This is a genomic window from Castellaniella ginsengisoli (assembly GCF_040955415.1).
Classification (GTDB): domain Bacteria; phylum Pseudomonadota; class Gammaproteobacteria; order Burkholderiales; family Burkholderiaceae_B; genus Castellaniella; species Castellaniella ginsengisoli.
This window is the reverse complement of the sequence record NZ_CP158257.1, coordinates 1,710,977-1,732,461: the sequence shown is the minus strand read 5'-3', so window position 1 is coordinate 1,732,461 and position 21,485 is coordinate 1,710,977. Positions and strand designations below refer to the sequence as shown.

The 21,485-nt window shown below is 69.0% G+C and carries 23 protein-coding genes and 1 tRNA gene; 13 read left to right on the top strand and 11 right to left on the bottom strand.

Annotation, left to right across the window (positions count from 1 at the left end; translation table 11 throughout):
• Positions 1-55: 55 nt before the first annotated feature.
• Positions 56-475 (bottom strand): DUF2946 family protein, encoded by a 420-nt coding sequence (locus tag ABRZ00_RS08240; RefSeq protein WP_368642364.1) that lies wholly within the window; start codon positions 473-475, stop codon positions 56-58.
• Positions 476-724: 249 nt separating this feature from the next.
• Between ABRZ00_RS08240 and ABRZ00_RS08235 the strand changes: the two genes are divergently transcribed.
• The 3 genes from ABRZ00_RS08235 to ABRZ00_RS08225 are packed head-to-tail and all read left to right on the top strand — an operon-like array spanning position 725 to position 2,997.
• The gene (locus ABRZ00_RS08235) at positions 725-1,528 is read left to right on the top strand and encodes an amino acid ABC transporter substrate-binding protein (protein ID WP_368639573.1); all 804 of its coding nucleotides are present in this window, start codon (positions 725-727) and stop codon (positions 1,526-1,528) included.
• Positions 1,529-1,564: 36 nt separating this feature from the next.
• Positions 1,565-2,245, top strand: coding sequence for an amino acid ABC transporter permease (locus tag ABRZ00_RS08230; protein ID WP_343836591.1), 681 nt, complete (start codon positions 1,565-1,567; stop codon positions 2,243-2,245).
• Positions 2,242-2,997: an amino acid ABC transporter ATP-binding protein gene (locus ABRZ00_RS08225; protein ID WP_343836593.1), complete on the top strand. Its 756-nt coding sequence runs from the start codon at positions 2,242-2,244 to the stop codon at positions 2,995-2,997. Before ABRZ00_RS08230 ends, ABRZ00_RS08225 begins: the two co-directional genes overlap by 4 nt.
• Positions 2,998-3,044: 47 nt before the next feature.
• Here the strand turns inward: ABRZ00_RS08225 and ABRZ00_RS08220 are convergent, their stop codons facing one another.
• On the bottom strand, positions 3,045-3,938 hold the full coding sequence (locus ABRZ00_RS08220) for a DMT family transporter (RefSeq protein WP_368642365.1): 894 nt from the start codon (positions 3,936-3,938) through the stop codon (positions 3,045-3,047).
• A 147-nt stretch (positions 3,939-4,085) separates the two neighbouring features.
• Between ABRZ00_RS08220 and ABRZ00_RS08215 the strand changes: the two genes are divergently transcribed.
• A complete protein-coding gene (locus ABRZ00_RS08215) occupies positions 4,086-5,480 on the top strand; it encodes a PLP-dependent aminotransferase family protein (RefSeq protein WP_368642366.1) in 1,395 nt (464 codons plus the stop codon).
• On the top strand, positions 5,477-6,259 hold the full coding sequence (locus ABRZ00_RS08210) for a uracil-DNA glycosylase (protein ID WP_343836599.1): 783 nt from the start codon (positions 5,477-5,479) through the stop codon (positions 6,257-6,259). Before ABRZ00_RS08215 ends, ABRZ00_RS08210 begins: the two co-directional genes overlap by 4 nt.
• On the opposite strand, the gene ABRZ00_RS08205 is transcribed toward ABRZ00_RS08210, so the two are convergent.
• The 3 genes from ABRZ00_RS08205 to ABRZ00_RS08195 all read right to left on the bottom strand — a co-directional run bounded on the left by ABRZ00_RS08205 (position 6,200) and on the right by ABRZ00_RS08195 (position 9,669).
• Positions 6,200-7,426, bottom strand: coding sequence for a diguanylate cyclase domain-containing protein (locus tag ABRZ00_RS08205; protein WP_368642367.1), 1,227 nt, complete (start codon positions 7,424-7,426; stop codon positions 6,200-6,202). The two genes, ABRZ00_RS08210 and ABRZ00_RS08205, sit on opposite strands and share 60 nt — an antisense overlap.
• A complete protein-coding gene (locus tag ABRZ00_RS08200; protein ID WP_368642368.1) occupies positions 7,426-8,628 on the bottom strand; it encodes a diguanylate cyclase in 1,203 nt (400 codons plus the stop codon). The genes ABRZ00_RS08205 and ABRZ00_RS08200 overlap by 1 nt, the downstream gene beginning before the upstream one ends.
• A gap of 99 nt (positions 8,629-8,727) precedes the next feature.
• Positions 8,728-9,669, bottom strand: a complete 942-nt coding sequence (locus ABRZ00_RS08195) for a Rossmann-like and DUF2520 domain-containing protein (protein ID WP_368642369.1) — start codon at positions 9,667-9,669, stop codon at positions 8,728-8,730.
• Positions 9,670-9,819: 150 nt separating this feature from the next.
• On the opposite strand from ABRZ00_RS08195, the gene ABRZ00_RS08190 reads away from it, so the two are divergent.
• From ABRZ00_RS08190 to ABRZ00_RS08170, 5 genes are all read left to right on the top strand, one after another.
• Entirely contained in the window at positions 9,820-10,515 is a 696-nt protein-coding gene (locus ABRZ00_RS08190) for an AzlC family ABC transporter permease (protein ID WP_368642370.1), read from the top strand.
• Positions 10,508-10,828 carry a branched-chain amino acid transporter permease gene (locus ABRZ00_RS08185; protein ID WP_368642371.1) on the top strand — a complete coding sequence of 107 codons (321 nt, stop codon included), beginning with the start codon at positions 10,508-10,510 and terminating at the stop codon, positions 10,826-10,828. Before ABRZ00_RS08190 ends, ABRZ00_RS08185 begins: the two co-directional genes overlap by 8 nt.
• A 38-nt stretch (positions 10,829-10,866) precedes the next feature.
• On the top strand, positions 10,867-11,349 hold the full coding sequence (locus tag ABRZ00_RS08180) for a YajQ family cyclic di-GMP-binding protein (protein WP_368642372.1): 483 nt from the start codon (positions 10,867-10,869) through the stop codon (positions 11,347-11,349).
• Positions 11,350-11,444: 95 nt separating this feature from the next.
• Complete coding sequence (locus ABRZ00_RS08175) at positions 11,445-11,816, top strand: MbcA/ParS/Xre antitoxin family protein (RefSeq protein ID WP_343836615.1); 372 nt, start codon at positions 11,445-11,447, stop codon at positions 11,814-11,816.
• Positions 11,813-12,583 (top strand): RES family NAD+ phosphorylase, encoded by a 771-nt coding sequence (locus tag ABRZ00_RS08170; RefSeq protein WP_368642373.1) that lies wholly within the window; start codon positions 11,813-11,815, stop codon positions 12,581-12,583. Before ABRZ00_RS08175 ends, ABRZ00_RS08170 begins: the two co-directional genes overlap by 4 nt.
• 12 nt (positions 12,584-12,595) lie before the next feature.
• On the opposite strand, the gene ABRZ00_RS08165 is transcribed toward ABRZ00_RS08170, so the two are convergent.
• Positions 12,596-13,222, bottom strand: coding sequence for an FMN-dependent NADH-azoreductase (locus ABRZ00_RS08165; protein ID WP_368642374.1), 627 nt, complete (start codon positions 13,220-13,222; stop codon positions 12,596-12,598).
• Between the two features lie 113 nt (positions 13,223-13,335).
• On the opposite strand from ABRZ00_RS08165, the gene ABRZ00_RS08160 reads away from it, so the two are divergent.
• A complete protein-coding gene (locus ABRZ00_RS08160; RefSeq protein WP_368644210.1) occupies positions 13,336-14,370 on the top strand; it encodes a LysR family transcriptional regulator in 1,035 nt (344 codons plus the stop codon).
• On the opposite strand, the gene ABRZ00_RS08155 is transcribed toward ABRZ00_RS08160, so the two are convergent.
• The 3 genes from ABRZ00_RS08155 to ABRZ00_RS08145 form a co-directional block, all read right to left on the bottom strand.
• The gene (locus ABRZ00_RS08155) at positions 14,297-16,948 is read right to left on the bottom strand and encodes an AAA family ATPase (protein WP_368644209.1); all 2,652 of its coding nucleotides are present in this window, start codon (positions 16,946-16,948) and stop codon (positions 14,297-14,299) included. The two genes, ABRZ00_RS08160 and ABRZ00_RS08155, sit on opposite strands and share 74 nt — an antisense overlap.
• Positions 16,945-18,066 (bottom strand): exonuclease SbcCD subunit D, encoded by a 1,122-nt coding sequence (locus ABRZ00_RS08150; protein ID WP_368644208.1) that lies wholly within the window; start codon positions 18,064-18,066, stop codon positions 16,945-16,947. The genes ABRZ00_RS08155 and ABRZ00_RS08150 overlap by 4 nt, the downstream gene beginning before the upstream one ends.
• Before the next feature lie 98 nt (positions 18,067-18,164).
• On the bottom strand, positions 18,165-18,590 hold the full coding sequence (locus ABRZ00_RS08145) for a VOC family protein (RefSeq protein ID WP_368644207.1): 426 nt from the start codon (positions 18,588-18,590) through the stop codon (positions 18,165-18,167).
• 195 nt (positions 18,591-18,785) lie between these two features.
• Between ABRZ00_RS08145 and ABRZ00_RS08140 the strand changes: the two genes are divergently transcribed.
• Positions 18,786-19,847 (top strand): permease, encoded by a 1,062-nt coding sequence (locus tag ABRZ00_RS08140; protein WP_368644206.1) that lies wholly within the window; start codon positions 18,786-18,788, stop codon positions 19,845-19,847.
• Between the two features lie 27 nt (positions 19,848-19,874).
• Here ABRZ00_RS08140 and ABRZ00_RS08135 read toward each other — a convergent pair whose 3' ends face one another.
• Positions 19,875-20,408: a carboxymuconolactone decarboxylase family protein gene (locus tag ABRZ00_RS08135; RefSeq protein WP_368644205.1), complete on the bottom strand. Its 534-nt coding sequence runs from the start codon at positions 20,406-20,408 to the stop codon at positions 19,875-19,877.
• Between the two features lie 108 nt (positions 20,409-20,516).
• Between ABRZ00_RS08135 and ABRZ00_RS08130 the strand changes: the two genes are divergently transcribed.
• Entirely contained in the window at positions 20,517-21,380 is an 864-nt protein-coding gene (locus ABRZ00_RS08130; protein WP_368644204.1) for an AraC family transcriptional regulator, read from the top strand.
• 24 nt (positions 21,381-21,404) lie between these two features.
• Here ABRZ00_RS08130 and ABRZ00_RS08125 read toward each other — a convergent pair.
• Positions 21,405-21,478, bottom strand: a tRNA-Gly gene (locus tag ABRZ00_RS08125).
• Between the last annotated feature and the right edge of the window lie 7 nt (positions 21,479-21,485).

Below are 21,485 nucleotides of genomic sequence, written 5' to 3'. Positions count from 1 at the left end.
CGGCGCGCACGGGCGCGACGAGCCGGGACGGCCCCGAAACAAGAGAATCAGGGTTTCAGCAGGAGCGGGAAGGAGGGCACCGCGCGAGAGGCCATTCCCACGTCTCGGCCAGCCGGGCGGCGCAGGGAGTTTCGTCGAACCCTGCCGCAGGCTGGACCCAAGGCGCGGCCGGCGCGGCGGCACCTGCCAAAGCGAACGTCGGCGGCACCGGATGCGTGGCGCACAGCGGGCAATGGCCGGTTCGCAGCATGCGGGAAGAATCGGAGCCGTCCTCGCCGTCCACGGCGGGCGACAGATCCATGATCACCATGCCGGCCGGCGTGCAGGCCACGACCTGCACGCCGCGCAAGGGGTCAGCCGGCGACATGCCGGCGAAGACCGGCCCGATGACCTGGAGCCAAAGCCCCAGGATCAACAGCCAGTGGATGACCCCGCATCCGCGTGTACGCTTGCCCGCATGTCGCATGGGAACCATTTTAGGCGGCTTGGGCCGGCAGCCTGGTTGACGCCGGTCAAGCGGCATGGCCGTCGCGTGCCGGCGGACGCGGCCCGGACGCCAGCGTTGCGACGGCGCCGCCGCGCCCGGTGCAGATCCATATTTCCAGAAGCGATATGCAGATAGGCTGAAAACCTTTGCGCCTTCAAGAGCGTCTCATTAGAATGAAAACCCATAAGACGCGGCGTTCATATAACCTCTTGAATTAATCCATCTCACGCATCCATCATGACGAAAAAACTCTCCGCCCTGCTGTTCGCTTCCCTGCTCCCCCTGCTGGCCGCCGCGCCCGCCGCCCAGGCGGCCACCGACGACCTCGCCGCCATCCAGAAGGCCGGCGTGCTGCGCATCGGCACCGAGGGCACCTACGCCCCGTTCTCCTATCACGACACCAAAGACAATCGACTGGTCGGCTTCGACGTGGACATCGCCCGCGCCATCGCCAAGCAGTTGGGCGTCAAGGCGGAATTCGTCGAAGGCAAATGGGACGGCCTGATCGCCGGGCTGGACGTCAACCGCTACGACGTCGTCATCAACCAGGTCGGCATCAGCCCCGAGCGGCAGGCCAAGTTCGATTTCTCCAAGCCTTACATCTCCTCGGCGGCGGCGCTGATCGTGCGCGAAGACAACGACACGATCCACAGCTTCGCCGACCTGAAGGGCAAGCGCTCGGCCAACACCATCACCAGCAACTTCGGCAAGCTCGCGCAGCGCAGCGGCGCGGAAGTCGTGCCCGTGCAAGGCTTCAATGACTCCATCGCCCTGCTGACCTCGGGCCGCGTCGACGCGACCGTCAACGACCTGCTGTCGTTCCTGGACTTCAAGCACCAGCAGCCCAAAGCCAAGGTCAAGGTCGTCGCCACCGACAACAGCGCCGAGTTCGGTCAGTCCGGCGTGCTGATGCGCAAGAACCAGCCGGCCCTGAAAGCCGCCGTCGACAAGGCCCTGGACGCCCTGCGCGCCGACGGCACCTACAAGCAGATTTCCGAGCGCTACTTCGGCGAAGACCTGTCCGCCGTCAAGGCTCAATAAGTCCCTTTCGCGACACGCGCTTCACAGGAGTCCCGGGTGCCGGATTGGCTGCGCTTGATGACGGACTCCCTCTGGCCGCTGCTGGTCGGGGGGATCCAATTTACCGTGCCGCTGGCGCTCCTGTCCTTCGCGGCCGGGCTGCTGCTGGCGTTCCTGACCGCCATCACGCGGTTGTTCGGGCCGCCGCCGCTGGTGGCGCTGGTCCGCTTCTACGTCTGGCTGATCCGCGGCACGCCGCTGCTGGTGCAACTGTTCGTGATCTTCTACGGCCTGCCCAGCATCGGCTTCGTGCTCGATCCGCTGCCGGCCGCCCTGATCGGTTTTTCGCTGAATGTGGGCGCCTACAACGCCGAGGTCATCCGCAGCGCCATCGAGGCCATCCCCAAGGGTCAGTGGGACGCCGCCTATTCGCTGAGCATGACGCGCGCCCAGGCGCTGCGGCGCACGGTGCTGCCCCAGGCGGCGCGTGTGGCCGTGCCGCCCCTGGCCAACTCCTTCATCTCTCTGGTGAAGGACACCTCTCTGGCCGCCGTGATCACCGTGCCCGAAATCTTCCAGGCCGCCCAGCGCATCGCTTCCGTGACCTACGAACCGCTGATCCTGTACGTCGAGGCCGCCTTGATCTACCTGGTGCTCTGCTCTTTCCTGTCGGCCGCCCAGACCCGCCTGGAACGCCATTTCGGCCAGCACGCCGTGTTCACCGAGGGACAGCGATGATCGAACTGCAGGACATCCGCAAATCCTTCGCCGGCCATGAAGTGCTGCATGGCGTCGGCATTGTCGTTCCCGAAGGCCAGGTGACCGCCTTGATCGGCCCGTCGGGCAGCGGCAAGAGCACCCTGCTGCGCTGCGTGAACCTGCTGGACGTCCCCGATGCGGGCCGGCTGACGCTGGGCGACGAAACCCTGACTTTCCAGCCCGGCCGCCACCCGGCACGCCCGGCGGTGCAGCGCATCCGCCAGCAGACCGGCATGGTGTTCCAGAACTTCCAATTGTTTCCCCACCAGACCGCCGTGCAGAATGTGATGGAAGGGCTGGTGACGGTCAAGGGCTGGGGCCGCGAACGCGCCCATGAACGCGCCCTCGGGCTGCTGGACAAAGTCGGCCTGCGGGAAAAGGCCGATGCCTGGCCGTCCAGCCTTTCAGGCGGCCAGCAGCAGCGCGTGGCCATCGCCCGCGCGCTGGCGCCCGAACCGCGCGTGCTGCTGTGCGACGAACCCACTTCGGCCCTGGATCCGGGGCTGGCGGCGGAGGTGGTCGCCGTGCTGGGCGACCTGGCCGCCGAGGGCATGACCATGCTGATGGCGACCCACGATCTGCGCCTGGCCGCGCAGATCGCCCGCCAGACCATCTTCTTGCAGGAAGGCGCGGTGATCGAGGCCGGGCCGTCCGCGGCGTTGTTCCGCGATCCGCAGGATCCGCGCACACGGCGCTTCGTCGTCACGCTGAAAGCCGACGCCGCCGTTTGAGACATCCGGCGGACAGCGTCTCGGCCGGGCCGGCAAAAGGGCTGGCCTCAGCGCGCGGCGTCCGAGGCCGGGGCCGGTGCGGCCGCCGTGTACTTCGCCCCCGCGACACAGGCCACGACGAACGCCGTGACCGCCAGCATGACCCCCGTCACGGGTTCGCCCAGCAGCCAGGCGGCCAGCATCAGGCCCATGAAGGGCTGCAGCAACTGCAATTGGCCGACGGCGGCGATGCCGCCCTGGGCCAGCCCCCGGTACCAGAAAAAAAACCCCACCAGCATGCTGAAGACCGCGACATAGGCCAGCCCGCCCCAGGCGGAGGGGGCGATGCCGGTCCACACAGCCGGCCTCAGGACCACGGCCAGGGGCAAACTGACCGGCAGCGACAACACCAGCACCCAGCAAATGACCTGCCAGCCGCCCAGCCGGCGCGACAGGCGGCCGCCTTCGGCGTAGCCGTAGCCGCAGGTGACGATGGCCGCCATCATCAGGGCGTCGGCGCCCAAAGACCCCGAGCCGTCCTGGCTCAGCGCGAATCCGGCCACCGAAGCCGCGCCCAGGACGGCGAACAGCCAGAAGGCGCGGGAAGGCCGTTCGCCTCCGAGCCAGGTGCCGAAGATCGCCGTCGCCAACGGCAGCAGGCCGATGAAGACCAGCGAATGCGCGGACGTGATGGTGCGCAGGGCCAGCGCGGAAAACAAGGGAAAACCCAGCACCACGCCGAAAGCCACCAGCAGCAGCGTGCGCAGATCGGCCCGCCCGGGCCGCGGGCAGTGCATCAGGCGCAGTATCGCCAGCGCCAGCACACCGGCCAGAGCGGCGCGCGCCGCCGTGACGAACAGGGGGTCGAGCCCCAGCACGGCCAGCCGCGTCGCCGGCAGCGAGCCGCTGAAGATCGCCACACCGATCATGCCGTTGATCCAGCCGCGCGTGGAAGTGTTCATCCGCGTTCCTTGTCCTGTCGAAGCCATCGATGGATGCCAGCATGCCTTGCCCACCCGGGCGAATCCAGATACAGTGCAGTACAGTATCAACAAACTGTACTGATGGATATTCCCCCGATTCCGCCGCAGGGCCGGACCGCCGGCCTCATGCAATTCGTGCGCCGGCGCATCGCGGCCCGCGAATGGCCCCCCGGCGCGCGCCTGCCGTCCCTGCGGGGCATGGCGCTGCAGCACGGCGTGTCCAAATCCACCGTCGTCGAAGCCTACGACCGCCTGGCGGCCGAGGGGGTCATCCGGGCCCGCGCCGGCGCGGGCTTCTACGTCGCCGGGCCTCTGGCGCCGCTGGCGCTGGCGGAGATCGGCCCGCGCCTGGACCGCCAGATCGATCCCTTGTGGGTTTCGCGCCAATCGCTGGATATCGGCGCCCAGGCCCTGAAGCCGGGCTGCGGCTGGCTGCCCGACGACTGGATGCCGCGCGACGCCATCCGCCGCGCCCTGCGACAGGTCGCACGCGACCCGGATGCGCCCCTGACGGACTACGCGCCGGCCCTGGGCCTGCCGGCGCTGCGCAGCCTGATCGCCCGGCACCTGGGCACGCGCGGCGCGGCCGTCGACCCCAGGCGCATCCTGCTGACCGACTCCGGGACCCAGGCCGTCGACTTGTTGTGCCGGTTCCTGATCCAGCCGGGGGACGCCGTCCTGGTCGATGACCCCTGCTACTTCAATTTCCTGGCGTTGCTGCGCGCGCACCGGGCCCGCATCATCGGCGTCCCCCACGAACCCGACGGTCCGGACATGGACCGCTTCGAAGCCGCCCTGCGGACGCATCGCCCGCGCCTGTACCTCAGCAACGCCGGGCCGCACAATCCGACGGGCGCCCGGCTCTCGGCCATCAAGGCGCGCCGCATCCAGGCGCTGGCCCGGGCCCATGATCTGATCCTGATCGAGGACGACCTCTTCGGCGACCTCGAAGCCGGGCCGTACGCCCGGCTGGTGGACGAGGAGGGCGGCGACCGGGTCGCACAGGTCGGCAGCTTTTCCAAGACCCTGTCCGCCAGCCTGCGCTGCGGCTACCTGATCGCGCGCGAGGACTGGCTGGACGCCCTGGCCGACCTGCGCACCGCGACGACGTTCTCCGGCGCCGGCCTGACCCAGGCGGTGATCGTCCGGCTGCTGCAAGACGGCGCCTGGCAGCAGCACACCCGGCTGCTGCGCCAGCGCCTGGCGCGGGCCATGCCGCGCGCCATCGGCCTGCTGGACGCCTTGGGCCTGCGCCCCTGGCATGAGCCCGACACCGGCATGTTCCTGTGGTGCCGGCTGCCCGAGGGCATCGATGGCGCCCGCCTGGCCCGGGCGGGCCTGCAGCAGGGCCTGATGCTGGCGCCGGGCAATGTCTTCAGCCAGACTCGGACGGCCGGCGGCATGATGCGCTTCAATGTGTCGCAGATGGACGACCCCGGTCTCCCCGGGCGCCTGGCTGCGCTGATCCGGGACTGCCCGCGCGACACGCCCCCCACCCTCTCTTCCGAAAAATCCCCATGACCTCTTCGCCCGACGCCGAAGTGCACAATGCCTTTCAAGGCTCCCTGCGCAGCCAGATCGACACGCTGCCGCCCGCCTGGAAATCGACGCTGGAAGCGCCCCACCTCCAGGGCATCCTGGACCGCCTCGACGCCATGCTGGCCGAGCGGCTGGCCGCCGGAGCGTGCATTTTTCCCCTGCGGCCCTTCCGGGCCTTGATCGAGACTCCGCCCGAGGCGGTCCAGGTCGTGATCGTCGGCCAGGACCCCTATCACGGCCCCAACCAGGCCCAGGGCCTGGCGTTCTCCGTCCCGGATTTCTGCCCCACGCCGCCCAGCCTGCGCAATATGTTCAAGGAAATCGCCCGGGAATACGGCGCACCCGAACAGCCGCCGCGCAACAGCCTGGTGCGCTGGGCGCGCCAGGGAGTCTTGCTGCTGAACACCTCGCTGACCGTCGAGGCCCACCAGCCCGCCTCGCACGCCAAAAAAGGCTGGGAGCACATCACCGACGCCCTGATCATGCGCGTGCTGCGCGAAGCCCGGCCCAAGGTCCTGCTGCTCTGGGGATCGCACGCCCAGGCGCGGCGCGCGCTGCTGGACATGCAGCCTCCGGCCGGCCCGGTCGAGGTGCTGATGTCCAACCATCCCTCGCCCTTGTCCGCCCTGCGCCCGCCGCGCCCCTTCATCGGCTGCGGCCATTTCCGCCAGGCCAACGACTGGCTGCAGGCCCACGGGGAGTCAGGCATCGACTGGATGCTTGCCCGGACCCCCGCCGCCATTCCGGGGTACGGCGGCTGACGCCTCGCCCCCCGCGTCTTCCATCCACAGGCGGGCGCAATCGCGGCCCGCCTCCTTGGCCTGATACATGGCCTGGTCCGCCCTGGCCAGCAACTGGCTCAGTTCGGTGCCGCCGCGCGGCGCGCAGACGATGCCGATGCTCACGCTCAGCGGCTCGCACAGCCGGCAATCGCACTGCCGCAATTGGCTGCGGATCCGCTCCGCCAGACCCAGGGCGCCTTCGGCGTCCATATCCGGCGACAGGACGATGAACTCCTCGCCGCCGTAGCGCACGCACAGATCGCCCTTGCGCACGACACGCCGCAACACCCCCGCAAAGGCCGCCAGCACCTGATCGCCGGTCTCGTGGCCGCAATCGTCGTTGATGCGCTTGAAGCGGTCCAGATCGCACATCAGCAAAGCCACGGTACGCCCCCGGGACAAGGCGGCCTGCAGCAGATCGCCGCCCTGCTCGAACAAAGCGCGCCGATTGGCCAGATCGGTCAGGACGTCGTGCAGGGCCGCATGCCGGTAGCGGCGCTCGGCGCGCGCGCCCACCATCATCAGCACGGCAAACGCCACGCCGATGAAAAACAGCATGCCCTCGAACACCGCCATGGGAAAATCCAGGCGCAGCAGGCCCGGCTCGGGCCCCGTCACGGCCACCACGGCCATGCGAGCGGCCGTCAGCACGCCATGCAGCAGCAGAATGGAGAAAGGCAGGACCGCCAGCCGTATTTTCCCGCCCTCACCACCCGCGCCAACCCCCAGCGCCCACAGGGACGCTCCGGTGTAGGCCAGGGTCGACACGCCATACGCGACCGCCCGCGCCACGCCCGACGACACAAAGCCGGGCCACAGACACAGCGCGCACCAGATCAACGGGCCCGCCGCGATCCACACCCACAGCGCGGGCCGCCCGGAAAACGCCCGCACGCCGGTCCAGATGCAGGCATGCGCCAGAAGCAGCAGCGCGCCGAAACCGGCCACCGACCGCTCCCAGGCGCGAAGCGGATCGGTCACGCCCAGCAGAAAGCCCATGCCCACCAGCAAGAGGGCGGCGCCGGTCCATCCCAGCGTACGATCACGGCGTCCCAGCAGGGACGCCGCGATGATGAGGCCGCCCACCAGCAGCAGGGCCGGAATTTCGGCGATCAACAGCGTGCGCGCGTGCAGGGAGTTCATCATCAGGCTTCTGCGGAAGTCGGGCGGGCGCGCTCCCGCGCAACCGGACGGCCGGCGGCGGACGCGCCGCCCGATAGACGGACGCAGTCCCGTCCCGCGGCCTTGGCCTCGTACAGCGCCCGGTCGGCATTGGCCAGCAGGCGGTCCAGATCCTGGCCGTCCACCGATGAACACGCAATGCCGATGCTCACGCTCAAGCGGCCGGCCGCCGGATGGACGATCCCGGCCAGGGCCTGGCGGATGCGGTTCGCGAGCCCCTGGGCGCCGAAGGGCCCCAGGTCGGGGGCCAGGATCACGAACTCCTCGCCTCCGATGCGGGCGCACAGATCGCCTGCCCGGATCCGGGAGCGCAGCACATCGGAAAACAGGGTCAGAACCTGATCGCCCGCCTCGTGCCCATGTTCATCGTTGACGCGCTTGAACCAGTCCAGATCGCACATCAGCAGAGCCACGTCGCGGCCCTCCCGGCGCGACCGCGCCAGAACGGCGGCACCTTGCTCGAACAAGGCGCGCCGATTGGAAAGCCGGGTCAGCGCATCGTGCAAGGCGGCATGGCGATAGCCCCGTTCCGCCCGCGCGCGCACCAGGATCAGGGCGCTGAAAGACAGACTGATGCTGAACAATATGCCTTCAAACATGGTCACGGCGAAATCCGGCCACAACAGCCAGGACGAACCCGGCACCCGGATGATCGCCACCGCGCGGTAGAGGTAGAACAGACTGTGGATGGACAGCACGGCCACAAGCGGGAACACCGATCCGGCATCCGCACGGCGTTCGGGCCAGAGTTCTCGGACGCCGGCCGCAAGATAAGCGATCGACAGCAGGGAAAAAACCAGAATCCGCACCGCATCCGCGCCCATGAATCCCGGCCATTGGCACAGCGCGAACCAGGCCGCCGCGCCGGCCAGCAGAAGCCAGCGGCGCACGGGCTTGCCGACGTAGGCCCGCAGGCCGGCCCAGACGCAGGCATGCCCCGTGATCAACAGCATGTTGGAGAGCACGATCACCGCATCGCGCCAGGCGGGCATTCCGCGCGCGACGCTGATCACGAAACCCGTCCCGCCCAGCAGCAGGGCGCCCGCCATCCACAGCAGGGTCCGGTCGCGCCGCCCCTGCAGGGCGGCCAGCAGCATCAGCCCGCCCACGAGAAACAGCACGAAGGCTTCAACGATCAGCAGGGTGCGGGCATCCAGGTTCAGCATGCAGCCATCGCCTTCTTTTCCGGTTCAGATTGCCCGGCATGTTTCAAAGCATTTCACGCTTGAAATGCTGCGGTTGATAGACGGAATAACCCTGGGATGCTAGCGCGCGTCTGGCGGGGCTTCCAGTTCCCGTTCGACCCCCGCGGCGCCGTCGGCATCCAGCCGCCCGGCCTGGCGGGCCAGGGCCACGCCACGGCGGCACAAGCGATCATACAGGTCGCGCATCTCCGGATCGACCGCCTCGAGCGCCTGGCGATGCAGGCGCACCGTACCGGCGTCCCCGCGTGACACCGGGCCGGGCATGCCGGCCGCCACGCCGCTGCGCGCCAGGGACTCCAGCGTGCCTCGCAACAGCGGCAGCAGCGCATCCAGGGCCTGCCGTTCAGTCGCCCCCCAGGACTGCCACAGGCGCACCGCCTCGCCCACCAAGGCATGGACGTGCTGGGACGCGTAGCCGCCCGAGGCGTGATAACGCACGCGCGCCCCGGGCGGCAGGCTCAGGCCGACACAACCGAGGCGGCGGGCCAGCCCATGCAGCAGCGTCTCAAGCGCGGGCTGCGCCTCGATGGCCACGGTGCAGCCCGGCAAGCTGGCGAGCGCCGCGCCGGCATCCGCGCCGAACGCCTGCATGGGATGAAAGCCGCCGATGAGCGCGCCGGCCTCGGCAGCGGGCCGCAGCACGGCAACGGGGGTGGCCCCGCTGCAATGCACCACCGCCTGGCCCGCACGCCAGGGCACGGCGCGCGCGATATCGGCGATCCGGGCATCGGGCGAAGTCAGGAACACCAGATCGCAGCCCTGCGAGACCGCCGCGGAGTCGCTGACGCGGCAAGCCGGCAAGGCGTCCGCCAGCGCCCGGGCGCTGGCCTCGGAACGGCTGGCGACCCCGACGACCGGAACGCCGGCGGCTTGCAGGGCCAGGGACAAAGCCCGCGCCAGCCGCCCCGCTCCGATGAACCCGACGCGCAGCGCCTCGGGCGCGGGCGGCTCCCCTGCCTGCGCCGATGTCTTCGATCGATCCGATGTGTGCGATGCGCCCATCCCCGCCCCTCGTTTCCGTTGCACGATCCGCCCGCTCTTCGCCCGGTCCCGCCGCGCTCCGGCGCCAGGCGGCGGGTACCGGATGGAAATCCCTATAATTGTAAGCTTGCGCGCCCGGCGGTTCGTGGCGCCCTCTTTTCCTTTTTGCGCATGCCTCGCCCTCTTCCCCGCACGTTTTCCATTTCCAGCCTGACCGCGCCGGTCGCCATGGGTTATGTGCCGCTGGGCGCGGTCTTCGGCTTCCTGTTCGTGCAGGCGGGGGGTTCCGGCTGGCTGGCCATGGCATCCAGCCTGCTGGTCTACGCCGGCGCGGCCCAGTTCATAATGGTACCGATGCTGGCCGCCGGCCTGCCGGTCAGCGCCATCGTCCTGGCTACCCTGGTACTCAATCTGCGCCACGTGTTCTACGGCCTGTCCCTGCTGAACACCCTGCCGGCCTGCCGCTGGCAGCGCTGGTACTGCATCTTCGCCCTGACCGATGAAACCTATTCCGTCCTGACGGCGTTGCCCGCCCAGGAACGCGCTTCGCGCATGGCCCTGATCAGCGCCCTGAACCAGGGCTGGTGGGTGCTTGGCACCGCGCTGGGCGCCGTGCTGGGCACCCAGGCCCAGATCGGCCTGGCCGGATTGGATTTCGTCCTGGCGGCCCTGTTCGCCGTGCTGGCCGTCGAGCAATGGCGCGCGCGGCGCGACGTCGTCCCGATCTGGATCGCGATCGCCGCCTACGCCGCCGGCAGTGTGCTGATGCCGTCCCAGGCGCTGGCCATCGCCATCGCGCTCTGCCTGCTGGCCGCCGCCCTCAGGCCCGCCCGCCCCGCGCCGCGCACCGGAGCCGCCCATGACTGACACCGGCTACGTGCTGACCGTCATCGCGCTGATGGCGCTCGTCACGATCCTTCTGCGCGCCCTGCCCTTCATCGCCGGCCATTGGCTGCGCCGCCATCCCCTCGTCCACAAGCTGGGCGATTCGCTGCCCCTGTCGATCATGGTCCTGCTGCTCATCGACAGCGCGGCAGGCCAGGCGCGCGCCCACGACGGCCTGCCGTGGCAGGAGATCGCCGCCGTGATCCTGGTGGTGCTGCTGCAATGGCGCACGCGCCAGACCCTGTTGAGCATCGCCGCCGGCACCGCACTGTACGTCGGGCTGCGGGCGCTGTAGGATCGGGGCTTCACTCTTCTTTCCCTGGAGCCCGCTTCATGCCCAGCTTTGACGTCGTCTCCGAAGTCGACAAACACGAACTGTCCAATGCCGTCGACCAGGCCAACCGCGAACTCGCCACCCGTTTCGATTTCAAGGGAACGGATGCGCGCTTCGAACTAGAAGGCTACGTCGTCACCCAATCGGCGCCCAGCGCCTTCCAGTTGAAGCAGATGCTCGACATCCTGCGCGGCCGGCTCTCGGCGCGCGGCATCGACGTGCGCTGCATGGACCCGGCCGATCCCCTGGAAAACCTGGGCGGCGCACGCCAGAAGATCACCATCCGTCAGGGCATCGAGCAAAGCGTGGCCAAGAAACTGATCGCCGCCATCAAGCAGGCCAAACTCAAAGTCGAGACCCAGATCAATGGGGACAAGCTGCGGGTGTCCGGCAAGAAGCGCGACGACCTGCAACAGGCGATCGCCCTGCTGCGCAAGACGGACGTCGAGCTGCCGCTGCAATACCAGAATTTCCGCGACTAGGCGGCTGCCCGTGCCGGGCAGGCGCGCCCATCGATTGTGCAAATTGCACATATGAGAAATAATATGTGCATGGAGCACATATTATGGATCTTGCCATGACTGCTTTGCCAAACGCTGCGCCGGCGCCCGACGCCGTCCTGGCCAAGGCCGTCCTCCGGGCGGCCGACCAGCTCGGCCTGCGCCAAGCGGGGCTGGCGGATGTCCTGGGCATGCATCGCACCGCCATCAGCCGGATGAAGACCGCCCAGTCCCTGGACCCCGCCTCCAAGCAGGGCGAACTGGCCTTGCTGCTGGTGCGCCTGGCCCGCGCCCTCTACGCGCTCACGGGCGGCGACGTCCAATGGATCCGGCATTTCATGCAGTCGCCGAACCGCGTCACCGGCGGCGTCCCGGCCGAGCAGATCGCCACCATCCAGGGGCTGGTGACGGTCTTGCGCTTCGTGGACGCGATGCGGGGCAAGATTTGAACGCGGGCCGCACCGGCGGCGGGCTCTGGCAGGACTGCCGGGGCAAGGATCACATCGGCCCGATCCAGGGCTTGCTGCATCGCCTGGTCGAAAGCCAGGAGCACGTGGCCACTTTGGGCTACGTCGATACACTGGAAGAACAAGCCGTCCTGGAATCCATGCTGGACGCGGCCAAGCCCCCCTGGCCGGCCGGAGGCGAACGCCTGCATTATCTGCTGCGCACGCCTTTCCGCTACCCGCCGCTGCCCTGGGGCTCGCGCTTCGGGCAGCCCCATGAGCCCAGCCTGCTCTACGGCGGCCGAGATCTCGGCGCTACGCTGGCCGAATCCGCCTATTACCGCTTTGTCTTCTGGTTTTCCATGGCTGCGCCGCCGGCCGGGGAGACGATCCAGAGCCAGCACACTCTGTTTTCCGTCGGCTATCGCACAGAGCGCGGCCTGCGGCTGCAGGATCCGCCTTTCGACGCCCATCGGGCCGTGCTTGCCGATCCCGTCCGCTACCAGCCGACCCAGGCGCTCGGGGCCGCCATGCGCGCGGCGGACGTTGAGGCATTCGAGTACCGCTCGGCGCGCGATCCCGCGCAGGGCCTGTGCGTCGGGCTGTTCACGCCACGCGCCCTGGCAGGGAAATCCCCCCGGGACATGCGCCCCTGGCTTTGCCAGTCGAGCGCCCGCGAAGTCGCGTTCAAGCCGGTCGGCGCCCCCGCCATCCACACCTACCCGCTCGAAGCGTTCGAGGTGGACGGCCGGCTGCCGATGCCGGCCTGACGCGGGCCCGCATCAGGCCGCCGCCAGGGCCGACAAGGCCTGGATGTCTTCCTGGGCCTGGGACAGGCCGCGTTCGCGGCTTTCGGCGCCCATGTCCATGCCCTCGGCGCGGACCACGCGGATATCGGTCACCCCCATGAAGCCGAAGATCGTCTTCAGATAGCTTTCCTGGTGCTCCATGGCATTGCCGGCCTCGCTGGTCGAATACACGCCGCCGCGGCTCAACGCCAGGATCACGGTCTTGTCGCCCAGCAGGCCCACCGGGCCGTTTTCGGTGTACTTGAAGGTGCGGCCCGCCTGGGCGATGCGATCCAGCCAGGCTTTCAACTGGACCGGCACGGTGAAGTTGTAGAGCGGCGAGCCGATCACCACGATGTCGGCTGCGAGCAACTGGGTCACCAGCGCCTCGGATACCGCATTCTCATGCCGCTGGGCTTCGCTCAGGGCCGCATCCGACGGCGGCAGGCGGAAGCCCAGCGCATCCAGCGACAGCGGATTGGGCGCCTGCACGGCCAGGTCCAGGTATTCGACCGCCAGGCCGGGATGCGCGGCGCGCTGTTGTTCGACGATCGCGCGCGTCAGGCCGCGCGTGACGGAGTTCTGGCCATTGATGCTGGAATCGATGTGCAACAGTTTCATGAGAGTCCCGTTTGAGTGGAAAATGGAGATGAACGCCATTTTCCATTAGGCCTCAATAATTGATAAGATGCCGATTCCAACATACATTGTTCTATTTATGGTTCGAATAAACCATGCATGATCTCAACGATATGCGCTACTTTGCCGAAGTCGTGGATCATGGCGGTTTCGCCAGTGCGGCCCGGGCGCTCGACCTGCCGACCTCAAGACTGTCCCGGCGGATCGCCCGTCTCGAAACCGATCTGGGTGTGCGATTGCTGCATCGAAGCACCCGGAAACTGTCCCTGACGGCGGCGGGCGAACAGTACTACCGCCATTGCACGGCCGTGCGCGACCAGGCGGATCAGGCCCATGCCGAACTCGATCGGATCCTGGCCGAGCCGCGCGGCCCTCTGCGCGTCTCCTGCCCCGTCACCCTGGCCCAGACGACCATCGGCCCCCTGATCCCCGGCTATCTGGCCCGCCACCCCAAAGTGCGCCTGGACATGCAGGTCAGCAACCGCGTGGTCGATCTGGTCGAGGAAGGCGTGGACGTCGCCCTGCGGGTCCGGGCGACCCTGGACGACAGCGGCAGCGCGATCATCAAGCAGCTCGGCCTGAGCCATGGCTTGCTCGTCGCCAGCCCGGACTTGCTGCGGCGGCACGGCCGGCCGGCGCAACCCGCCGACCTGGATCGCTTCGATGCCGTGGGGCTGTCCGCGCCGGGCGGCAAAGTGCGCCTGCGGCTGTTCGGCCCTCAGAACGCGCGCCATGAAGCCACCTGCCGCCCCGCCTGCGTGGTCGACGATCTGATGACGCTGCGCTTCGCCATCCTGGGCGGCATCGGCATCGGCATGCTGCCCGACTATATGTGCCACGAAGACATCGAGCGGGGGCGGCTCGAACGCATCCTGCCCGCCTGGTCCCTGGCTTCGGGCATCGTGCACGCCGCCTACCTGTCGCGGCGCGGCATGTTGCCGGCCCTGCGTTCCTTTCTGGACTACCTGGGCGAAACACTGGTGCAGAACCCGAGCGGCGACCTGGTCGGCGTGACCCCGCTGCACGACGCGAACGCAATGGCCGGGGCCGCGCCCGCTAAGCCGCGCGCAGCGACTCCATCTCCACGACCCGCGCGCCCAGATCGCGCCAGCGGTCGGGGTGGCAAGTGAACAGCAGGATCTGATGCCGCTGCGCGGCGTCGTACAGAATGCGCTTCATGCCGTCCAAGCGCCCATGATCGCTGTGCACCAGCGCATCGTCCAGGATGATGAGCGTGGGCCGGCCCGCCTCGCGCAGCAGGTCGGCATAGGCCAGGCGGCCGATCAGTCCCATTTGCTCCCGCGCGCCGAAACTCAGGGCATCCACCGCTTCGTGCGATGAGCCGCCCGCAGCCGGGCGGACCAACTGTTCCGGCAGCAAGTCTTCGTCCACGTCCAGCCGCGCCTGGGGAAACAGCAACTGCAGATAATGGTTCAGGTGCCGCTGCAAGGGCGCCTGGATGCGGCGCGTCAGCGCCTGGCGGCCGGCCCGCAGGCGATCCAGCAGCAGATCCAGGGCCTCGGCCCGGCGCCGCAGTTCGTCGCGCCGCCGGCCGATGAATTCAGCCGATCGGTCCAGTTCGGCGCGTTGTTCCTCCAGCCCATGGGCGCCCAGGGCCTCGAGCCCGCTCTGCACCCGGATGACTTCCTCCCGGCGCCCCTCGGCCTCCCGTTCCAGCGTCTCCGCCGTGCGCGAGAAGCGTTGCGCATCCTGCGCCAGGATGTCCGGGCGGGCGGCGGCGATCCGGCCGTCCAGTTCGGCCAGGGCCTGCCGCAAGGCCGTCTCCTGGCCGCCCAGTTCGGCCAGCCGGACCGACAGCGCCTGCTCTTGCTGTTGACGCGCCGGATCCCGGACCGCATCTTGCAGCCTCTGCCATTCGGCCTGGGCCGTCCGCCCCGCCTGCTCGGCCAGGCTCAGCGCCTGCGCGTGCTGCGCCGCCTGCCGCTCGGCGGCCTGCAGCGCTTCCCGGGCGGACTCCAGGCCGCGCTCGGCTCCGGCCTCGTCCAGGCCGACGTCCTCGAAAACAACCTCCTGATCCGGCGGCAAGGCCGCCAGCGCCTCGGACACCACCTGGCGCCGCTGCCCGGCCAGGGCCAGGCTGCTGGCCAGATCCTCCGCGCCCCGGGGCGCCAGGCTGTGCAGCCTGGACTCGTCCAGGCGAATGTCCTGTGCGAGGGCCCGGGCCTGCTCCGCCCGCTCCTCGGCCTGCCGCAAATCCGCGGCCCCCAGTTCCGCCAACAGCGCCTCGAACCGGCCCTGGGTTTCCTGGCGGCGGCGCGCCAGATCGGCCACGTCCTCGCCTCCGGGCCGGACCCGCAGCCGGCCCACCCCCGGCACCTCCACCTCGACGGACTCCAGCAGCAGGCGCTCGCCGCTGCCGGATAAAGTCTCATCCCCGATCCGGATCCGCTGCTGCGGCAACAGTTCGTAGGCCAGCCGGGTGGCGACGGATTGGCGGGCCGCGTCGAGTTCGGCCAGTGCCCGATCCAAAGCGCGCAATTGTTTCAGCGCCCCCTCATCCAGCCGGATGCCCTGCAGACGTTCCCGCGCGGCGCGCAGGCGCACCTGCACGGCCCGCGCTTCGTCCAGGTCGAGCGCCAGCCGCGCCTGCTCGGCCGCCAGGCGCTCCAGATCACCGGCCAGGGCGGCGCGTTTGGCCTGACGCCGCGCCTGCGCCAGGCGATCCTGGGCCAGGCGGTAGCCGGCCTGCGCCTCCTGGACACGCTGCCCGGCCAGCGGCTGATCGGCACGCAACCCGGCCACCCGCCGCTGCGCCTGCTCCAGCTCTTCGGCACGCTGCGCCAATTCCCGATGCTGGCGGGCGTAGGCCGCCTGCTGTTCCATCCCCTGCTGCCGGCTGGCGATGCACTGCGCCAGGGCCTGATGCTCGCGTTCGCGGGCCTGACGCCAACCGCCGACCTCGGCCAGCCTGGCTTCGGCCTCGGCGGCCTTCCGCCGATAGGCCTCCCAGGGCCGGTCGGCGTCTTCGGCCCGCAGGCGGCGCAACTCGGCCAGCCGGTCCACCTGCCGGCGATAGGCATCGATGTCCCGGTCAAGCTGCGCCAGACGCGCTCCGGCGTCTTCGTGCCGCCGCAGGATCTCGGCGTATTCCCCGGTGGGGCGCCCCGTGGCCGTCAGCAGCTTCGCACGCTCGGCCTCGACCCGGGCGATCAACGCATCCCCCGTGCTGCTGGCGATGTCGCTCAAGCCGTCGCCCAAGGCGGATTTCAGGTATTGGCTCGCATGAGCCGCCGGCCCGCGCAGTTCCTGGCCTTCGCCCTGCTCGATCCACAGCAGGCCGGGCACCCCCCAATGCTGGGCCTTGCTGGCGCCCTTGCCGGGAAATTGATACCCCAGAAGTTCCGCCAGTTTTTCCTCGGCGGCCTCGCCGTCGAAACGGCGGCCGCCGACCTCCAGATCGCAGCGTTTCTGCTTCAGGAAGCGCTTGCTGAGCTTCCAGCGCTCTCCCTGCCATTCGAATTCCAGGTCCACGCTGGGCGCGGCGGACGTATCGCCCCAGGGCCGCAGACCTTCCGCGCCGCTGGATTTGTAGCGCTCGAAGAACGCCGCCCGGATCGCCTGCACCAGCGTGCTCTTGCCCGACTCATTGGGGCCGGCGAACAGGTTCAGCCCAGACTCCAGGCCGCGGATCTCCACCGGTTCGCGGAACCGCTTCAATTGCTCGACGCGCACTCGCAGCAGTTTCATGACCCCTCCGCCTGGTCGCCCAGCAAGCCGGCCAGGATCGCCAGCGCCTCGCGCGCCGTATCGGCCGCCGCATCGCCGGCATCCTGCTGCAGGCGCAACTGTGCAATCACTTCGCCCACATACCCGTCGGCCCGCAGGGCGGCCATGTCCTCGTCGGTGGGCTCCAGCCGCAAACCGGCCCGATGGACCTGCAGGCTGCGGCAGCGTCCCTGAACCACGGACAAGGCCTGATCCAGGCGACGCCCGCCCGCCAGATCGAGCGCGCCGCCCAGCGTCAGGTCCAGTACGGTTTCGGGAGAAAGGCCGTCCAGGCGCTCGACGAGCAGATCCAGGTCGGAACCGACCGACAGGGTTTCATCCCAGGCGATCCAGCGATACTGGCCGATCTCCAGGGGCTCCACCACCGGCGTTCGCCCCGGCCCCGGCACCTCCACCCGCACGACTTGGCCCGAGCCGTTTTCGCGAAAGCGTTCCGGCTCCGGCGTGCCGCTGTACACGGTGCGCTCGTCGACCTGCTTGAAGCCGTGCCAGTCGCCCAGCGCCAGATAATCCAGCCGGGCCCGCCGCGCCCGCCCGGCGGCGATCGGATTGGGGGAGTCGATCCCTTCGGCCAGAATGCCCTGGACGCTGCCGTGCGCCAGGCCGATGCGCGCCAGCCCTTCGGCCGTCTCCGCCGCATCGAACCAGGCCGTCAGGTCGTCATGGGTCTGACGCCGGGTCAGGGGCGCCGCCAGCACCGCGAACCCCAGCTCGGGAAACGCGCGCACGCCCGGCTCCAGCAGCAGATGCGCGCCGGACGGCACCGCGCCCAGCCGCTGGGCGCGAGTCCAGACGCTTTCCGCCAGGGCGGCATCGTGATTGCCGGGAATCAGGATCCAGGGGCCCTCGTAGCCCTGCAGCGCATTGAACAAGCGCCGGATGGTGCGGTCCGACACCGTCTGGGCGTCGAACACATCGCCCGCCACCAGGACGGCGTCGACCCGCTCCCGCGCCGCCAGCGCGGCGATGCGCTCGACGGCGGCAAAACGGGCCTCGGCCAGGACGGCGGCGTCCTCGGGAGCGAAACGGCCATACTGGCGGCCGATCTGCCAATCGGCAGTGTGCAGGAATCTGGGCATGGCCGGGATATTGACACCGACCCCGGCCCCGAGTCAAAGCGCGGGCGGGACGCGCAGCCCGATCGCCCGGATCATGCGCAAACCGCCCGGCCCGGCGCCTATTTGGCGAACAACTGGCCCAGATCCTTGAACGCCTTGAATTCCAGCGCATTGCCGCAGGGGTCGAGCAGGAACATGGTGGCCTGCTCGCCCACCTGTCCCTTGAAACGGACATAGGGCTCGATCACGAATTTCGTGCCGAAGGATTTCAGGCGCTCCGCCAGGGCTTCCCACTGTTCCCACTCCAGGACGATGCCGAAGTGCGGCACCGGCACATCGTGCCCGTCGACCGGGTTGGTATGGGCGCTTTCCTGGGAAGCCGTCCGGGGATGCTCGTGGATGACCAGTTGATGGCCATAGAAGTTGAAGTCGACCCATTGCGCGCTCGAACGGCCTTCCTCCAGGCCGAAGACCTCGCCGTAAAAGCGGCGGGCGGCGGGCAGGTCGTAGACGGGAATGGCCAGATGAAAAGGGGACAGGCTCATGGGAACTCCAGAAAGGGCCAGGGAATATCCAGATAATATATCTGAAATGATTGCAAGGGGTGGCCGCGCAACCGCGCCATCCGGCCGCATTCCGAAAAACGGAAGGGTTTATGATTTCGGCTGCACGCAATCCTCCAGGCTCATGAACCGCTCTTTCTCTCCGCTCGCCTGCCCCGTCCCCACCCGGAGGCCGCAGTGAGCCCGCCGCGCCCCGCCCGCCATCCGGCCTGGGGCATCGCCCTGGTGGCGCTGATCGCCCTGGCCGGGCTGTTCTACGTCAAATGGTCGCCTTACTACGACCGCGCCTTCACGGCCGCCCAGACACACTCCATCGGCTCCTCCATCCTGACGGGCGGCCAGGACGCCCCGCCCGCGCCTTCCCTGCACGCCGCGCTCGAGTACGCCCAAGCCTACGGGCTGGCCATCTGGAAGGCCCTGCTGCTGGGGCTGCTGCTGGGTTCCGCCATTCAGACCCTGCTGCCGCCGCGCTGGATCGAGCGCTGGCTGGGCCGCGCGGACGGCCGCAGCGTCATGGCGGGCGGCCTGATGTCCATTCCCAGCATGATGTGCACCTGCTGCGCCGCCCCGGTGATCACCGGCTTGCGCCGCTGCCGCGCCGCGCCGGGCGGCACGGCCGCCTACTGGCTGGGCAACACCATGCTCAACCCGGCCACGCTGGTCTTCATGGGTTTCGTCCTGGGCTGGCATTGGGTCGGTCTGCGCCTGGCGCTGGGGCTGGCGATGGTGCTGGGGCTGGGCTGGGCGCTGAACCGCATGGGCAAGACCGATGGCGCGCCTGCCGGCGGCCCGGTTCCCGAGACCGACCCCGCGCATTTCCAGCCGGGCCGCCTCCTGCGGCGCTGGGCGCAGGCGTTCGCCGGCATGGCGCTGCGGCTGCTGCCCGAATACCTGATCCTGGTGCTGCTGCTGGGCGCCGCCCGCGCCTGGCTGTTTCCCGTGCTGGATTTCAGCATCGACAACAGCCTGCCGTGGATCGTGGGCGCCGCCCTGGTCGGTACCCTGTTCGTCATTCCGACCGCCGGCGAAGTGCCCATCGTCCAGGCCCTGCTGGCGCTGGGCGTGGGTGTGGGACCGGCCGCCGCGCTGCTGGTGACCCTGCCGCCGGTCAGCCTGCCTTCCCTGGTCATGGTCGGCGGCGCATTCCGGCGCTCGGAACTGGCCATGCTGGCGTTGGGCGTCATCGCGTTGGGCGTGATCGGCGGCGGGCTGGCGGTCGGCCTGGGATTCGGCGGGTAAGGCTGCCGGCCGGACCAGGGGACGACCTCAGCGCAGGGCGACCTTGGGGAAGTCGACCGGGATGTCCAGGGCCACGTTGATGTAATTGGTAAAGAGATTCAAGGCGATATGGGCCATGATCTCGACGATCTGTTCGTCCCCGAAGCCGGCTTGCCGCAGACGAACGACATCGTCGTCGCCGACCTGCGCGCGCTGCTCGACCACCTTCAGGGCGAAAGCCAGCGCCGCCGCCGTCTTGGCATCGTCGGACTGGCCAGCCTGGGCAGCGGCCATCTCGGCAGCCGACGCACCGGCATTCTGGCCCAGCACGGTGTGCGCGGCCAGGCAATATCCGCAGCGGTTGCGGTTCGCGATGGCCACCGCGATCTGCTCGCCAAGCCTGGCGCCCAGCGTGCCCTGGCCCAGGGCGCCGAACGCGGCCCACATGCTTTGCAAGGCAGCGGGGGAGTTGGCCACCGCCTTGAACATATTGGGCGTGGCGCCGAACGCCTGCTGGATCTGCGCCAGCAGCGGCTGGCTGGCGGCGGGAACGGACTGCGGCTGAAGGTTGACACGGGGCATGATGATCTCCTGAAAAAACACCTGTACGGCAGGTGAGTGAGGACAGTATGGCGGCGTTTCATGTACCATAGGGATCAATTAGTACGCATAAAATATCATTCCGTTCAAATGCCGCCTGATCCGCCCATCGACCGCCTCTCGGGCCTCCTGGAACGCTTCCGGGTCCAGGCTCAGTTGCACCATTCGGGCGCACTGTGCGGGCTCAACCACTTCGATGCCAGCGCGGGGCATGGCTACCTGCACGTGCTGCGCCGGGGCTCTCTGCGGGTGAGTCATCCCGGCGCGCAGGATGTCCCCCGCTCGCTGAGCTTCGACGAACCGACCTTGCTGTTCTATGCGCGCCCGCTGACCCACCGCTTCCATAATCCCCCGGAGGAAGGCGCGGACTTCACCTGCGCGCGGCTGATCTTCGATGGCGGCATGCGCCACCCTCTGGCGCGGGCGCTGCCGCCCTTGATCGCCGTGCCGCTGACGCGCGTGACGGGCCTGGATGCGGCCCTGGAGCTGCTCTTCGCCGAAACCGACCGCGTGCGCTGCGGCCAGCGTCTGCTGGCCGACCGCTTGTTCGAGGTGGTGGTGCTTCAATTGCTGCGCTGGCTGCTGGACCACCCGCAAGAGGCCGGCGTGCGCCCCGGCCTCATCACGGGCTTGTCCGACCCGCGCCTGGCCCGCGTGCTGGTCGCCCTGCACGAAGCCCCCGGCGAAGCCTGGACGCTGGAGCGCATGGCCGCATGCGCCGGCATGTCCCGCACCGCGTTTGCCAATGCTTTCCGTGAGATCGTCGGCCAAACGCCGGCCGATTATCTGTCCGACTGGCGCATCGCGCTGGCGCAAAACCGGCTGCGCGAAGGCCGCCCCATCAAGAGGCTGGCCGAAGAGCTCGGCTACGCGAATCCGTCCGCGCTCTCACGCGCATTCACCGCCAAGGTCGGCATGCCGCCGCGCGACTGGCTGGCGAGGGCGCAGGCCTGAGGCAACGGCGGGGGATAGGAATTTTGGAGCGGGTGATGGGAATCGAACCCACGCTTGAGGCTTGGGAAGCCGCCGTTCTACCATTGAACTACACCCGCATCGAGG